General features: G+C 72.6%; 11 protein-coding genes and 2 pseudogenes. All 13 read right to left on the bottom strand.

Features of this window, described 5'->3' with window-relative positions; all coding sequences use genetic code 11:
* Window positions 1-93 precede the first annotated feature (93 nt).
* Window positions 94-204, bottom strand: a pseudogene (locus tag ACWD0J_RS24785) (sugar phosphate isomerase/epimerase); the annotation flags it as partial.
* A gap of 60 nt (window positions 205-264) precedes the next feature.
* On the bottom strand, window positions 265-1,710 hold the full coding sequence (locus tag ACWD0J_RS24780; RefSeq protein ID WP_451498019.1) for an alkaline phosphatase family protein: 1,446 nt from the start codon (window positions 1,708-1,710) through the stop codon (window positions 265-267).
* On the bottom strand, window positions 1,707-2,876 hold the full coding sequence (gene eboE / locus ACWD0J_RS24775) for a metabolite traffic protein EboE (protein WP_451498018.1): 1,170 nt from the start codon (window positions 2,874-2,876) through the stop codon (window positions 1,707-1,709). The genes ACWD0J_RS24780 and eboE overlap by 4 nt, the downstream gene beginning before the upstream one ends.
* A 3-nt stretch (window positions 2,877-2,879) precedes the next feature.
* Window positions 2,880-3,773 carry a TatD family hydrolase gene (locus tag ACWD0J_RS24770; protein ID WP_451498017.1) on the bottom strand — a complete coding sequence of 298 codons (894 nt, stop codon included), beginning with the start codon at window positions 3,771-3,773 and terminating at the stop codon, window positions 2,880-2,882.
* A complete protein-coding gene (locus ACWD0J_RS24765; protein ID WP_451498016.1) occupies window positions 3,773-4,489 on the bottom strand; it encodes an EboA domain-containing protein in 717 nt (238 codons plus the stop codon). The genes ACWD0J_RS24770 and ACWD0J_RS24765 overlap by 1 nt, the downstream gene beginning before the upstream one ends.
* Window positions 4,486-5,496, bottom strand: a complete 1,011-nt coding sequence (locus tag ACWD0J_RS24760) for a sugar phosphate isomerase/epimerase family protein (RefSeq protein WP_451498015.1) — start codon at window positions 5,494-5,496, stop codon at window positions 4,486-4,488. Before ACWD0J_RS24760 ends, ACWD0J_RS24765 begins: the two co-directional genes overlap by 4 nt.
* Window positions 5,493-6,611: an SCO3242 family prenyltransferase gene (locus ACWD0J_RS24755; protein ID WP_451498014.1), complete on the bottom strand. Its 1,119-nt coding sequence runs from the start codon at window positions 6,609-6,611 to the stop codon at window positions 5,493-5,495. The genes ACWD0J_RS24760 and ACWD0J_RS24755 overlap by 4 nt, the downstream gene beginning before the upstream one ends.
* A 203-nt stretch (window positions 6,612-6,814) precedes the next feature.
* Window positions 6,815-7,972 (bottom strand): inositol-3-phosphate synthase, encoded by a 1,158-nt coding sequence (locus tag ACWD0J_RS24750; protein ID WP_451498013.1) that lies wholly within the window; start codon window positions 7,970-7,972, stop codon window positions 6,815-6,817.
* 283 nt (window positions 7,973-8,255) lie between these two features.
* A pseudogene (locus ACWD0J_RS24745) lies at window positions 8,256-8,627 on the bottom strand (ThuA domain-containing protein); the annotation flags it as partial.
* A 9-nt stretch (window positions 8,628-8,636) separates the two neighbouring features.
* Window positions 8,637-11,153 (bottom strand): PQQ-dependent sugar dehydrogenase, encoded by a 2,517-nt coding sequence (locus tag ACWD0J_RS24740; protein ID WP_451498012.1) that lies wholly within the window; start codon window positions 11,151-11,153, stop codon window positions 8,637-8,639.
* Window positions 11,154-11,259: 106 nt separating this feature from the next.
* Window positions 11,260-12,264, bottom strand: a complete 1,005-nt coding sequence (locus ACWD0J_RS24735; protein ID WP_451498011.1) for a sugar phosphate isomerase/epimerase family protein — start codon at window positions 12,262-12,264, stop codon at window positions 11,260-11,262.
* Between the two features lie 14 nt (window positions 12,265-12,278).
* A complete protein-coding gene (locus tag ACWD0J_RS24730; protein ID WP_451498010.1) occupies window positions 12,279-13,541 on the bottom strand; it encodes a Gfo/Idh/MocA family protein in 1,263 nt (420 codons plus the stop codon).
* 83 nt (window positions 13,542-13,624) lie between these two features.
* A complete protein-coding gene (locus ACWD0J_RS24725; RefSeq protein ID WP_451498009.1) occupies window positions 13,625-14,686 on the bottom strand; it encodes a substrate-binding domain-containing protein in 1,062 nt (353 codons plus the stop codon).
* Window positions 14,687-14,700: the final 14 nt, after the last annotated feature.

The following is a 14,700-nucleotide window of genomic DNA, read 5'->3' as shown; positions in this document are numbered from 1 at the left end:
CGAGCTGGACCTTCCGCTCGAAGAAGCCGGCCGGCTCGGACGCGGTCACGCTGCCGGCCTCCATGGTCCGCTTCAACGCCAAGACCGGCCTGGAGCCGCCGCGCCGAGCAGGGCGGCGGCGGTGGCGCCCGCGGCGACGCCGAGCATGCCGCGTCTGGTGAGGCGGTGGGTGAGTTCGGGGTCGGTCTGCGAGGTGCGGCTCATGCGTGGAACTCCTCGGTGTCGAAGGCCGTTGTCAGTGGTGAGTGCTTCACTTGTGACCAGTCAGGACAGACCGGACAGGCGGAGCAGCAGTGCTTTCACATCGGTGGCCGCGATTCGGTCACCGACAGCGCGGGGGGTGGAGCAGATGAGGAGCGGACCGTCGTCGTCGCTCGCGGGAAGGCGGCCGTGGCTGCCGCGAATAGGTGAGGGATCCAGCGGCACGACCGCCATGCGGTAGCGCAGCCCGAGTTTCTTGCGGGCCAGGGCCGTTGCCGCCTTGACCTTCACATAGGGGTCGAGCGGGTCCATGAAGAGTTCGACCGGGTCGTAGCCGGGTTTGCGGTGGATCTCGACCAGTCGCGCGAAGTCGGGCGCGCGGGCGTCGTCGAGCCAGTAGTAGTACGTGAACCAGGCGTCCGGCTCCGCCACGGCGACGAGTTCGCCGGAGCGCGGATGGTCGAGATGGTGGGCCTTCTTGCCCTCGTCGTCGAGGAGTCGCCCGATGCCGGGCAGTCCGTCGAGTGCGACCCGGGTCGCGTCGAGGTCCTCCGGCCGGCGGACGTAGACGTGGGCGATCTGGTGGTCGGCGACCGCGAAGGCACGAGAGGCCATCGGGTCGAGGTACTCCATGCCGTCCTGCGTGTGCACCTCCAGCAGGCCTGCGCGGCGCAGGGCGCGGTTGATGTCGACGGGGCGGTCCGCGCGGGTGATGCCGTACTCGGAGAGCGCGACGACGGTACGGCCCTCGGCGCGGGCGTCGTCCAGCAGGGGGGCCAGGGCCGCGTCCAGGTCGGTGGCCGCCTTCAGGGAGCGCGGGTCGTCGGGGCCGAAGCGCTGCAGGTCGTAGTCGAGATGGGGGAGGTAGCAGAGTGCCAGGTCGGGGTGGCGGGTGCGCAGGATGTGCCGGGTCGCGTCGATGATCCAGCGGCTGGAGACCAGGTCCGCGCCGGGTCCCCAGAAGTGGAAGAGGGGGAAGGTGCCGAGTTTCTCGGTGAGTTCGTCGTGCAGGGCTGCGGGCCGGGTGTAGCAGTCGGGTTCCTTGCGGCCGTCGGCGTAGTAGATCGGACGGGGGGTGACGGTGATGTCGGTGTCGGCGCCCATGGCGTACCACCAGCAGATGTTGGCGACGGTGTAGCCGGGGTGGGCGCGGCGGGCGGCGTCCCACAGTTTGTCGCCGGCGACCAGGCCGTTGTGCTGCCGCCACAGGAGGACGTCACCGAGTTCGCGGAAGTACCAGCCGTTGCCGACGATGCCGTGCTCGGACGGGTGGGTGCCGGTGAGGAAGGTCGACTGGGCGGCGCAGGTGACGGCGGGCAGGACGGTGCCGAGCGGGGCGCGCGAGCCCGACTGGCCGAGCGCCTTGAGGTGGGGCATGTGGTCGAGGAGACGGGGGGTGAGGCCGACGACGTCCAGCACGAGGAGGGGCACGGGAGGCGGGCTGCCCGGAATGGGGGGCGGCGGGGTGTGGGCGTCGGGACCGGCGTCGGGGGAAGCGGGGCTGCTCATGGGAGTTCCTTCAGGCCGAGGTCGGTCAACAGGTCGCGGGCCAGCGCCAGTTCGGCGGCGATGCCGTCGGCGAGCTGGGCCCGGCCGCGGGGCCTGAGCTCGGGTGGGAGGGCCTGCCAGGTGTAGGTCTCGACCTCCAGATGGCGGGTGAGGGGGTGCGGGCCGCCGACGAGCCGGGTCAGTGCGGCTTTCAGGACGGGGAGCGTGGAGGTGAGGGGCGCGGCGGGGGCCGCGTGCAGGGGGACGTGGAAGTGGGCCCGCCAGGGTGACGCGTCGGGAAGGGCGTCGCCGTCGAGGGCCTGCCCCAGGTCGTCGGTGCCGCGCAGGCCGGCGGCGGTGGCGGTGCGGGTCTGGTGCAGGAAGCGGGGTTCGTCGAAGGCGGCGAGGGCCGCGCGAACCTCGGGGAGGTGCGGGTGTTCGGCGTGCAGGGCGGCCGACAGCTGGGACTTGACGACGCGAAGGCCGGCGTGGACGAGCGCGTCGACGGCGGTGTGCGGGTCTTCGAAGGAGGTGGCGAGGTGGCAGGTGTCGACGCAGACGCCGATCCGGTCGTGGCCGATCGCGGTCAGCGGGGCGAGGGCGTCGTGGGTGGTCTCGACGACACAGCCGGGTTCCGGTTCGAGGCCGAGGCGGATGGAGCGGCCGGTGAGTTCCTCCAGGGCGTCGAGGCGTTCGGCGAGCGTGCGCAGGGCGGTGCGGGCCTTCCCGGCGCGTCCGTCGTCATAGGCGGTGCGCCAGGCGAGCGGGAGGGTGGAGATGCTGCCCTCGGTGACGTCGTCGGGGAGGAGTCCGGCCAGGACGCGGGCCAGCGCCGTGGTGTGCTCCAGGCGCTCGGGCTCGGCCCAGTCCGGCTGATAGACGCGGTACTTGACCTCTTCCGCGCCGAAGCCCTGGTAGGGGAAGCCGTTGAGGGTGACGACCTCGAGGCCGCGCCGGTCGAGTTCGGTGCGCAGCCGGCGCAGGGCGGACGGGTCGGTGACGAGGGCGTGCGCGGCGTCCTTGGCGAGCCACAGGCCGATGCCGAGGCGGTCGCGGCCCAGGCGGCGGCGCACGGGTTCGCAGTGGTCGCGGAGTTGCGCGAGGACACCGCCGAGGGTTTCGGCGGGGTGGACGTTGGTGCAGTAGGCGAGGTGGACGGTGGAGCCGTCGGGGTGCCGGAAACGCATGGCTCACTCCCCCGGTGTCGTGGCGCCGGTCGGCTCGGGCTCGTCGTCTGCGGGGGCGCCGCGCAGGACGGAGTTGCCCTCATGGGTGGCCGGTGTGCCCGGGACGTCGAGGACGAGGCGGCCGCTGAGTCCGTAGAAGGCGACCGGGTTGCGCCACAGCACCCGGTCGACGTCGTCGTCGGTGAAACCCTCGGCGAGCATCAGGTCGGCGACCTCGCGGGTCTTGAGCGGGTCACTGCGGCCCCAGTCGGCGGCGGAGTTCACCAGGACCTGTTCGGGGCCGTAGGCGCGCAGGATCGCGACCATCCGCTCCTCGTCCATCTTGGTGTCCGGATAGACGGAGAAGCCGAGCCAGCAGCCGCTGTCCTTGGCCTCCTTGACGGTGGTCTCGTTGAGGTGGTCGAGCAGCACCCGTTCGGGCGGCAGGGCGGATTCCCGGACGACGTCGAGGGTGCGGCGCAGGCCGGCGAGTTTGTCGCGGTGCGGGGTGTGGACGAGGGCGGGCAGTTCGTGGTCGGCGGCGAGCTGGAGCTGAGCGGCGAGGGCGGTGTCCTCGGCCGGGGTCATCGCGTCGTAGCCGATCTCGCCGACGGCCACGACCTGGTCCTTGACGAGATACCGGGGCAGTTCGTCGAGGACGGGGACGCAGCGCGGGTCGTTCGCCTCCTTGGGGTTGAGGGCGAGCGTGCAGTGATGGGCGATGCCGTACTGGGCGGCGCGGAAGGGCTCCCAGCCGAGCAGGGAGTCGAAGTAGTCGAGGAAGGAGGCGGGCGAGGTGCGCGGCTGGCCGAGCCAGAAGGACGGCTCGACGACGGCTCGGACGCCGGCGGCACGCATGGCCTCGTAGTCGTCGGTGGTGCGGGACGTCATGTGGATGTGGGGGTCGAAGAGGCGCATCAGGACTCCTTGCCGTCGAGGCCGCGGGTGCCGGGGCCGGCGGGCGGCGTGGGCGTGGGGCCGGTCAGGGTCAGGACGCGGTGCAGGTCTGCGGGGACGGGACGGCCCGCGGCGGTGCGTTCGTCGGCGTAGGCGCCGAGCATCCGGGCGAGTTCCGCGTCGGCGTGGGCGCGCCGGTCCAGGTCGGCCACCTCGTCCACGGGCACGCCGGTGAACAGGCACTTCAGGACGGCGTGCCGCCAGGCGTGGGCGGGGAGGTGTCGGGCGGCGTACGGGCCGACGGCGGCGGCCAGCAGCCGGGTGTCGTTGGTGCGCAGGGCGTCCTCGACGAGCGGGAGCGCTTGAGGGCCGGGCACCAGGTGGGGCAGCGCGTACAGGACGGCACGGCGTTCGGCGGCGGTGCCCTGGAGGTAGACGCGGGTGAGGGCGTCCGGGTCGGCGCGGGCCGCGTGCAGGAGGAGGACACGGGCGGCGTCGGCGTACTCCGGGCCGCAGCGGCGTCCGGCTTCGGCCAGCCGCAGCTCCCACGCGGTGACGGGCCCGTGCGCGCCGGGGTGGGCGGCGGCCTCGTCGAGCGCCCGGTCCAGCCAGGCGCGGGCGGCGTCGCCGAGACCGGCGACGACGTGGCGGTACACGTGGGAGGGCGGAGTGTGGGCGAGGAGGGCGCCCAGGGTGCCGGCTGCCGGGGACGCCGGGCGGGCGTGCGCGTGGGTCACGGGGTGCTCCCTCGGGAGGGCGCGGCTGCGTGTCGCAGGAACGGGAGGGAGAGTGCGGCGAAGTGGGGGCCCGCGTGGGAGTGGCGGGGCAGCTCCACGACGGTCAGGCCCCGGTAACCGGTGGCGGCCAGGGCGGAGAGTACGGGCGGGAAGTCGATCTCCCCGTCCCCGAACGGGAGGTGTTCATGGACGCCGCGGCGCATGTCCTCGATCTGGACGTGCCGCAGCCAGGGAGCGGCGGCGCGTACGCAGTCGGCGGGTGGCAGGGGTTCGAGGCACTGGCAGTGGCCGAGGTCGAGGGTCAGACCGAGGGGTTCCGGGTCGCCGAGGGTGCGGCGCAGTCGGTGGAAGTCCGCGAGGGTGGCGAGGAGGTGACCGGGTTCGGGTTCGACGGCGAGGGGGACGCCGGCCTCGGCGGCCGCGTCCAGGACGGGGGCGAGGGCCTCGGCGAGGCGATTCCACGCGGTGTCCTCGTCCGTGCCCGCCGGGGTGATCCCGCTGAAGCAGTGGACGGCGTGGGCGCCGAGGTCGGCGGCGACCCGCACCGCGCGCAGCAGCAGATCGACGCGCCGGGCGCGGTCGTCGGGTTCGGGGTCCAGGAGAGAGGGACCGTGTTTGCGGCGCGGGTCGAGCACATAGCGGGCGCCCGTCTCCACGGTCACGGTCAGCCCGAGCGCGTCCAGCCGGTGCGCCAGGCGTCGGGTGCGGGCGGGGAGGTCCGGGGCGAGCGGGTCGAGATGCATGTGGTCGAGGGTCAGCCCGACGCCGTCGTAGCCGAGGTCGGCGAGCAGGGCGAGAGCGTCGTCGAGGCGGAGGTCGGCGAGCCCGTTGGTGCCGTAGCCGAACAGGAAGGGGACGGCGGGGGGCTCGGCGGTGGGCTCGGCGGTGAGGGTCACGGGGCCGGAGTTCTCGGTGGGTGCGGCGGGTGCGGTGCTCCGCGGGTGGTCGCCCTGGGTGGGCCGGGCCGTGGTCTCGCCGGTCGCTGGGCGGAGGGGTTCGGAGGTCATGTGACGCTCACCTTCCTCGCGAACTTCGCCGCGAGCGGGGCCAGGGCGGCGGTGAGCAGCGCGGTGGCGGCCGCGCCGGAACGGGCAGCCAGTGCGGACTGGAGGGGGATCGTGGCGCGGACGCCACCGCCGACGGCTCGTTGGGTGAGCGGGGGTGAGGGGTTGAGGGCGGCGTGGAAGTAGGGGCGGGCGGCGGTCGCGGCGTAGGCGGCGGCGAGAGCCGTGCGTAGGACGCGGGCGGCGGGCACGGGGAGGCCCGAGCCGGCGCCCTGTCCACCGCTCCCCGTGGCGCTCAGAGCGGTGCTCGGCCCGGTGGGCGGGTGTGTCAGGCGACGGGTCAGTACGGCGGTCGTGGCCAGGGCGGCCAAGGGGGCCAGGGATGAGCCGCCCTGCGTTTCCCGGCGCGAGACGGTCGTGACCGCGAGGGTGTGTGCGCTCAACAGGGCGGCGGAGGGGAGGGCTCGGCGGACGCCGGAAGCGGCGCCCGGCGGGGTGGTGGACGTCAAGCTCTGGGCGGGGACGGCCGGTTGACCAACCCCCTTGGTGGCACGTCCCGTTGAGTCCCTGACATCTCTCCCGAGTCTTCCACCCCTCCCACCCGTCGTCGCCGCGGCGCCCAGAAGGAGGTCGAGGCCGCGGGTGGCCGCCATGGCGAGGGGGCCCGCCGGGGTGTGCTTCAGGACGAGGTCGTACGCCCAGACGGTGGCGGCCAGCGGGACCGCCACGGCGAGGGCGGGGCGGCCGGCGCAGGCGGCCAGGGACAGTCCCGCGCCGGTGAAGGCGCAGGCCGCGGTGAGAGCCGCGGTGGGGAGGATGCGACCGGACGGGATCGGCCGATGCGGGCGTTCGGCGGCGTCCTCGTCCTGGTCGGCCCAGTCGTTGAGGGCCATGCCGGCCTCGTACAGGCACAGGGAGGAACAGATGGCGAGCAGGGTGCGGGGGTTGGCGTGCGCCGCGGTCGCGGCAGCGCCGGCGAGGGCGTCGCCCGGGACGGTGAACAGGGCGGGAAGGCGCAGCAGTTCGGCCCAGGCCCTGACACGGTCGGCACGGGCCGGTGCCGTGACACCGACCGATCCCACGGCACCGGCCCGTGCGACAGCTCCGTGGCCTGTCACGGAGCCGTCCCCTGTCACGGCACCCGCCCGTTCCACGGCATCCACTCGTCCCACGGCACCGGGCCGTCTCACTGCACCCTCGCGGGTGCCCTCACCCGTAGAAGCGGGGACACCCGCCGCGGCGGCCGTCCCCGCCGTGGGTACGGCGCGACTCCGGGTCACGGCACCGATCGCCCGCCCGAGCCAGGGCTGCCTCCGACCGCTCATCGCCCCTCCCCCGAGCGCGGGTCCGCTTCGGGAGCGAAGTCCTCCCGCAGCCGCTCCGCGAACCCCACCAGCGCCGCGTACTGCTCCGCCAGCGCCGCGGGCCCCTCCCCCATCGGGTCCTTGAAGTAGAAGCCCAGCTCGGTCAACGGGCCGGTCAGGCCCCGCTGGTGGGCGCGGGCGGTCAGGCGGGCCAGGTCCAGGACCAGCGGGGCCGCCAGGGCCGAGTCGCAGCCCTGCCAGATGGTCTGAAGGATCATGCGGGCGCCGAGGAAGCCGTCGAAGGCGATGTGGTCCCAGGCGGTCTTCCAGTCGCCGAGGGCGGGGACGTCGTCGATGTGGACCTCTCCCTCGGGCACGGTGCCGAGGGTGTCGGCGAGGACCCGTTCCTTGCCCGCGTTCTTCGCCGCGGCGGCGGCCGGGTCGGCGAGGACGGCGCCGTCACCGCCGCCCAGCAGGTTGGTTCCGGACCAGGCCCGGACGGTGAGGGCCCGCTGCGCGAACATCGGTCCCAGTACCGAGCGCAGCAGCGTCTGGCCGGTCTTGCCGTCGCGGCCCGCGTACGGCAGTCCGCTCGCCGCCGCCGGGTCGGTCAGCGCCGGGTGGTGCAGGCCGGTCGACGGGGTGAAGTTGACGTAGGGGCAGCCGGCGCGCAGGGCCGCCGCCGCGTACAGCGAACTCGGGGGCATGACCGGGCCGGTGGCGGGAGGTTCGGTGGAGGCCACGTTCACCACCACCGCCCGCGCCAGGTGGTGCCGTCGTACGAAGTCCTGCACGTCCGCGGCGAACGCGGCGATGAGCTCCTCCTCACTCCGCGTGTCACCGGAGAGTGGGCCGCCGGGTCTGATCTCCCGGTCGACGGCGACGAGTTCGGCCTCGACGGCCGCCGGAAGGCCGGGGGGCAGTACCCCGCCCGCCGCGAGTTGCTCCGCGCGTTTGGACAGGGGGCAGTCGACCGTGTCGTGGCCGCCGAAGACGAGCGAGGACAGGGCCGGCAGACCGCTGCCGGCGAACGCGGGTGTCTCGCTGACCAGGCCGGTCGGCGGGTGCAGGCCCGCGGTCACGGCGGCGCAGCCCGCCACGACGGTGGTGGCGACGGAGCCGCGGGCCCCGATCAGCCAGACACCGACGCGGGGTGAGGGAACGGACGCGGACATCGGCAGCCTCCTTCTGGAACATGTCGCACGAGCCCGGGCGTCGAACGAGTCGCACGAGCCCGGATGCCGCACGCGTCGTACGCACGCGGACGTCGAACGAGCGCGTCGCACAGCACCGGAGATCGAACGCTTCGTACGCACCTGAGGACGGGTCGAGACGGCGGGCAGGGGTCCGGCGTCCCCCGCCCGCCGTCGCTCAGTCGCCCTGCGAAGCCGTGCGTGCCGGCAGGGCCGGCAGGGCCGGAGACTTCGCGGGCAGTTCCTTGATCCGGATGTCACGGTCCTCGAAGGCGCGCTGCTGGGCGGGGCCGAGGACGTCTCCCGTCGTGGAGAGGAAGACGACCGCGTCGTAGCGCCGCAGGTTGCGTGCCGTGAAGGCGCCCGCGTCCTCGGTCGCGTCGACCGTGAAGCCGCCGCTCTCGCCGAGTTGCCGGATCGCCGCCACGCCGTCGGGGATCGAGTCGTGCCGGAAGCCGGCCGTCTTGGAGAAGACCAGCACCCGTGTGCCGTCGACGGGTTGAAGGCCGTCGGGCTGAGAGGCGGCGGGTTGAGAAGCGGCGGGTTGAGAGGCGGCGGGTCCCGAGACGCAGCCGAGGAGCAGGGTCGCGCCCACGACCGCCGTACTCAGCCGTCCGGTCGATCTGTTCACGGACATCACCTCCTCTCAGCTCGTGGTGAAGGTGAAGTCGTCCAGGTCGTACAGGGCTCCGGTGCCGCTGCCCTTGAAGACCAGGTACAGCGCCGTCGTTCCTCTGGGGGCGCGGGACAGGTCGGCGGTGACGTCCTGGAAGGTGTCCCAGCCGCCGGTCGCCGGGACGGCCGCCCGGCCGAGGAGGGTGCCCCGCGCGGACCCGGCGCGGATCTCCAGCGTGCCGCCGGCGCCGCCGGAGGAGACGCGGGCCGTGATCGTCTCGGCGTTGTTGAGGACGTACGGGGTGAAGGAGATCCAGTCGCCGTTGTTGATGTCCCCGACCGTCCGGCCGCCGTGCGCGGTCTCCTTGGTGATGACGGTGACGCCGGAGGAGGTGTTGAAGTGCTCGGCCTGGCGGTGCCGGGGCTGGACCACGTTCTGGTCGTGGGTGGTGAGCGCGGCCTGGCCGCCGCCTCCGCCGTCGGTGTACTCGGCGTCGAGCACGCCGAAGATGTTGGCGTCCTCGTCGTGGCCGCCGTCGGCGCTGGTCTGGATGGTGCCGGTGCAGCCGTTGGCCGAGGTCAGCGGGTGGCCGTGGGTGTCGTGGCCGAGGATGAAGGTGACCTTGACCTTCGCGCAGTCGATGTTCCGGCCGTCCTCGGGGTCGGTGACCCGCACCTTGAACGGGATCGCGTCGCCGAAGCTGAACAGCTGGCCGTCACGCGGCAGTTCGAGAGTCACCCGGGGCGCCGTGTTGCCGACGACGATCTGCACGCTCGCGCTGCCGGTGCGCCCGGACGGGTCCGCTGCGGTCAGGGTCGCGGTGTACGTGCCGTTCTTCCGGTACGTGTGCGTGGGGTTCGCCGCGGTGGACGTGGAGCCGTCGCCGAAGTCCCAGCTGTAGGTGAGGGCGTCGCCGTCCTGGTCGGTGGTGCCCGCGGAGGAGAAGCCGACCCTCAGCGGCGCCTGTCCGGAGGTGCGGTTCGCCGCGGCCTGGGCGACCGGTGAGTGGCCGTCGGTGGCGTTCTCGATCCGGTACAGGGCCGAGTGCTCGTCGCCGCCGAACCAGGCGGTGCCGTAGTCGAGGACGTACAGCGCGCCGTCGGGGCCGAAGGCCATGTCCATGATCTGGGTGCCGGTCCACGGGACGTCGTTGACCGACTGCACGGTGCCGTTGTCGTCGCTGGTGATCCGCTTGATCCAGCGGCGGCCGAACTCCCCGGCGAAGAAGTCGCCGTCGTAGGCCTCGGGGAACTTCACGGGTGAGTCGAGCGCGGGGTCGTAGTGGTAGACCGGGCCGCCCATCGGGGACTCGGAGCCGGAGCCGAACTCGGGCACGGATGCGCCGTCGTACGGGATCCAGGCGGGCTGGGCCGGCGGCAGGTCGGTCAGGCCGGTGTTGTGCGGGGAGTTGTTCTTCGGCGCGGCGCAGTCGAAGGGCGCGCCGGATGCACCGGTCGCGAAATCGTATGCGATGTACGGGTCATTGTCGCCGGTGCAGTACGGCCAGCCGAAGTTGCCGGGGCCGGTGACCCGCGCGAACTCGACCTGCCCCGCCGGTCCGCGGGCCGGGTCGGCGGCGCCGGCGTCGGGGCCGTAGTCGCCGACGTACAGGATGCCGGTCTCCTTGTCGACGCTGAAGCGGAACGGGTTGCGGAAGCCCATCGCGTAGATCTCGGGCCGTGTCCTGTCCGTGCCGGGCGCGAAGAGGTTGCCCTCGGGGACGGAGTAGGAGCCGTCGGCGTCGACCTTGATGCGCAGGATCTTGCCGCGCAGATCGTTGGTGTTGCCGGACGAACGCTGGGCGTCGAAGGCGGGGTTGCGGTCCGCCCGTTCGTCGATGGGCGTGAAGCCGTCCGACTGGAAGGGGTTGGAGTCGTCGCCCGTCGACAGGTACAGGTTGCCCGCCGCGTCGAAGTCGATGTCGCCGCCGACATGGCAGCACAGGCCGCGGGAGGCCGGGACGTCGAGGATCTTCTTCTCGCTGGCGGTGTCCAGGGTGCCGTCGGTGTTCAGGACGAACCGGGACAGCCGGTTGACCCCGTCGAAGGGGGCGAAGTCGGCTGCGGTGCCGGTCTCGGGGGCGTCACCCGCCGGGGTGTCCAACGGAGGCGCGTAGTACAGGTAGATGAAGCGGTTGGTGGTGAAGTCCGGGTCCACACCGACGCCTTGGAGGCCTTCCTCGTCGTGGGAGTACACGTCGAGTGTGCCCACGAGCCGGGTGTTGCCGGCCGCGTCGGTGAGGCGGAGCTCGCCGTCGCGCGAGGTGTGCAGGACCGAGCGGTCCGGCAGCACGGCGAGCGACATCGGCTCGCCGACCTCCGGTTCGCCCTTGGCGAGGGTGACCTGCTGGAAGTCCTCGGCCGCGACGGCCGGGGGCGCCGGGGCGTCCGGCGCGGCGACGGCTGCGCCGGCCTGTGGCGCGGTCAGCGTGAGGGACGTGCCCGCCAGCAGGGCACCGGTCAGCAGGGCGGCCGCCTGGCGGAAGGACAGGCGTCGTCTGTGAGTCACGTTTCTGTCGGTGCTGGTGGTGCGGTCGTTCCCGTGCACGGGTGCCTCCAGAATGGGGCCGGTTGTACGGGCGGGTGCGGTATGCCGGGATGCGCCGTCGTCCCGGAACTCACAAGGGGGCAACGACGTCGGACTGCTCGTCGGACTACTCGTTGCCGCTGAACGCCGCGTCGAAGGAGGCCGACGGCGGCTCGAAGTCGTACGTCCTGAGGCGGGCCAGGGCCTCCGGGGCGCCCTGGAGCCGGTCCATGCCGGCGTCCTCCCACTCCACGGAGATCGGGCCCCGGTAGTCGATGGAGCGCAGCATCCGGAAGACGTCCTCCCAGGGGACGTCGCCGTGGCCGGCGGACACGAAGTCCCAGCCGCGGCGCGGGTCACCCCACGGCAGATGGGAGCCGAGGCGGCCGTTGCGGCCGTCGAACCGCTTGCGGGCCTCCTTGCAGTCGACGTGGTAGATCCGGTCGCGGAAGTCCCACAGGAAGCCGACGGGGTCGAGGTCCTGCCACACGAAATGGGACGGGTCGAAATTGAGGCCGAAAGCCGGTCGACGGTCGATCGCATCCAATGTGCGGTGGGTCGTCCAGTAGTCGTACGCGATCTCACTCGGGTGGACCTCGTGCGCGAACCGGACACCCTCCGCGTCGAAGACGTCGAGGATCGGATTCCAGCGCTCGGCGAAGTCCTCGTAACCCCGGTCGATCATCGACGCGGGGACCGGCGGGAACATCGCGACCAGGTGCCAGATCGCGGAGCCGGTGAAGCCGATGACGGTGTCGACACCGAAGGCAGCGGCGGCACGCGCGGTGTCGGCGATCTCGGCGGCGGCCCGCCGCCGTACGCCCTCCGCCTCGCCGTCGCCCCAGATGCGGGCCGGCAGGATGGCCCGGTGGCGTTCGTCGATGATGGCGTCGCACACCGCCTGGCCCACCAGGTGGTTGGAGACCGCCCGGCACTTCATCCCGTATTTGTCGAGCAGGGCCCGCCGGGAGTCCAGGTACGACGGGTCTCCGAGAGCCTTGTCGACCTCGAAGTGATCGCCCCAGCAGGCGAGTTCGAGTCCGTCGTAGCCGAAGTCGCGGGCCAGGCGGCAGACCTCCTCCAGCGGGAGGTCCGCCCACTGGCCGGTGAACAGCGTGAATTCGCGTGGCATGGGCGTGCGCCTCCTCAGACCGCGACGGGTGTGTAGACGGAGTTCTTCTCGGCGCTCTCCTCCACCGCCGCCAGCACGCGCTGCACCTGCAGCCCGTCGGCGAAGCAGGGTTCGGGACGGCGTCCCTCGTCGATCGCGTGGACCAGGTCGCGGGCCTGGTGGACGAAGGTGTGCTCGTATCCGAGGCCGTGGCCCGGCGGCCACCATGCCTCCAGGTAAGGATGCTCGGGCTCGGTGACGAGGATGCGGCGGAAGCCTGCGTGCGCCCCGGGCTCCGTACCGTCGTGGTAGGCGAGTTCGTTGAGGCGCTCCAGGTCGAAGGCCAACGAGCCTCGCTCGCCGTTGAGTTCGATGCGCAGGGCGTTCTTGCGGCCAGTGGCGTAGCGGGTGGCCTCGAAGGAGGCGAGGGCGCCGGAGGTGAAGCGGCCGGTGAACAGGGCGGCGTCGTCCACCGTGACCTGCCCCGTGCCGGTACCGGTGCCCGGGACCGCGGTCAGTGCGCCGGCCGGTCCGCCGGGCAGCGGGCGTTCCCGGACGAACGTCTCGGTGAGCGCGGAGACTCCGGCGAGCGGCTCCCCCGCCAGGTACTGCGCGAGGTCGACGATGTGCGCCCCGAGGTCGCCGAGCGAACCCGAGCCCGCGAGGTCCTTGCGCAGCCGCCAGGTCAACGGGAACTCCGGGTCCACCAGCCAGTCCTGAAGGTACGTCACCCGCAGGTGCCGCAGGGTGCCGAGGCGGCCGTCGGCGACCATGGAGCGGGCCAGCGCGGTGGCGGGCACCCGGCGGTAGTTGAAGCCGACCATCGCCAACTGGCCGCGCCCGTACGCCGCTTCCGCCGCGGCCGTCATCGTGACGGCCTCCTCCACGGTGTTGGCGAGGGGCTTCTCGCACAGCACGTGCTTGCCGGCGGCCAGCGCCGCGAGGGCGATCTCGGCGTGGCTGTCGCCGGGGGTGCAGATGTCGACGAGATCGACGTCGTCCCGTTCCACCAGGGCCCGCCAGTCGGTCTCGGCCGCCGCCCAGCCGTGCCGGTCGGCCGCCGCCCGCACCGCGGTCGCGTTCCGGCCGCAGATCACCGACAGGACCGGGCGGCGGGGCAGGTCGAAGACGCGGCCCGCGGTGCGCCAGCCCTGGGAGTGGGCGGCGCCCATGAAGGCGTAGCCCACCATGCCGACGCGCAGCGGCGGCTTCTCGGCCGCGGGACCCTCCGGCTGCTGCGTCCCGGCCGTATCCGGCCGCTGCGCCTGAGCCCCTGCTGACTGCTGCGGCTGTCCCATACGCGATGTCCTCCTCGTCGTCGTGGCGCGGTGGGGGGTGCAGCCCGGACCGTCGGTGAACCGGGCCCCTGCGGCGGGACGCCTCACTTGAAGCCGGTGGACATGTACTGGTCGACGTTGCCCTTGTCGACGACGGCCGAGTAGAGCGTGAGGGACGCCGGGATCTCGTACTCGGCAAGGCCGCTGACGCCCTTGGCCTGGCCGAGGGCGCGGGCGAGGTCGATCGCGGAGGCGGCCATGGTCGGCGGGTAGAGCACGGTGGCCTTCAGGACGCCGTTGTCCGCCTTGATGGCCTGGAAGGCGGACAGGGCGCCCGCGCCGCCGACCATCAGGAAGTCGTCGCGGCCGGCCTGCTCGATGGCGCGCAGCGCGCCCACGCCCTGGTCGTCGTCGTGGTTCCACACCGCGTCGAACTTCGACTGCGCTTGCAGGAGTTGGGCCATCTTGGCCTGTCCGGACTCGACCGTGAAGTCGGCGGCCTGGCGGGCGACCTTGCGGATGCCGGGGTAGTTCTTCAGCGCGTCGTCGAAGCCCTGGGTGCGCTGCTTGGTGAGTTCGAGGTTGTCCAGGCCGGCCAGCTCGATGACGCGGGCCCCCGACTTCCCCTTGAGCTTCTCGCCGATGTAGTGGCCGGCGCTCAGACCCATGCCGTAGTTGTCACCGCCGATCCAACAGCGGTACGCCTGCGGGGTGTTGAAGATCCGGTCCAGGTTGACGACCGGGATGCCCGCGCGCATCGCCTTGAGACCGACCTGGGTGAGTGCCTTGCCGTCGGCGGGGAGCACCACCAGGACGTCGACCTTCTTGTTGATCAGGGTCTCGATCTGGCCGATCTGCTGTGCGGTGTCGTTGGAGCCTTCGGTGATCTCCAGGGTGACGTCGGAGTACTTCTCGGCCCGCTTCTTGGCGTTGTCGTTGATGGCGTTGAGCCAGCCGTGGTCGGCCTGCGGGCCCGCGAAGCCGATGGTGACCGCCTTGCCGGGCTCGTCGCCGGCGGCCGGCCGGTCGTTCGCGGCGGGCTCGTCATCACTGGACTCGTTGCTGGTGCAACCGGTGAGGAGGGTACCGGCCGAGACGGCGGCGGTCCCGAGGAGCAGCCCTCTGCGGCTGGTGAAGCGGCTGGTGAGAGTCGTCGGCTCTGGCATGGTGAACCCTTTCC

It is taken from the genome of Streptomyces sp. NPDC003011, assembly GCF_053591515.1.
Note: the sequence above shows the minus strand (reverse complement) of the source record. Positions and strands in the feature narration are given on the sequence as shown.

Excerpts from the sequence above, each read along its gene's own strand:
- ACWD0J_RS24730 (WP_451498010.1), bottom strand. The coding sequence starts at position 13,541 with ATGGGACAGCCGCAGCAGTCAGCAGGGGCTCAGGCGCAGCGGCCGGAT.
- ACWD0J_RS24770 (WP_451498017.1), bottom strand. The coding sequence starts at position 3,773 with ATGCGCCTCTTCGACCCCCACATCCACATGACGTCCCGCACCACCGAC.
- ACWD0J_RS24735 (WP_451498011.1), bottom strand. The coding sequence starts at position 12,264 with ATGCCACGCGAATTCACGCTGTTCACCGGCCAGTGGGCGGACCTCCCG.
- ACWD0J_RS24725 (WP_451498009.1), bottom strand. The coding sequence starts at position 14,686 with ATGCCAGAGCCGACGACTCTCACCAGCCGCTTCACCAGCCGCAGAGGG.
- ACWD0J_RS24760 (WP_451498015.1), bottom strand. The coding sequence starts at position 5,496 with ATGACCTCCGAACCCCTCCGCCCAGCGACCGGCGAGACCACGGCCCGG.
- ACWD0J_RS24780 (WP_451498019.1), bottom strand. The coding sequence starts at position 1,710 with ATGAGCAGCCCCGCTTCCCCCGACGCCGGTCCCGACGCCCACACCCCG.
- eboE (WP_451498018.1), bottom strand. The coding sequence starts at position 2,876 with ATGCGTTTCCGGCACCCCGACGGCTCCACCGTCCACCTCGCCTACTGC.
- ACWD0J_RS24750 (WP_451498013.1), bottom strand. The coding sequence starts at position 7,972 with ATGTCCGCGTCCGTTCCCTCACCCCGCGTCGGTGTCTGGCTGATCGGG.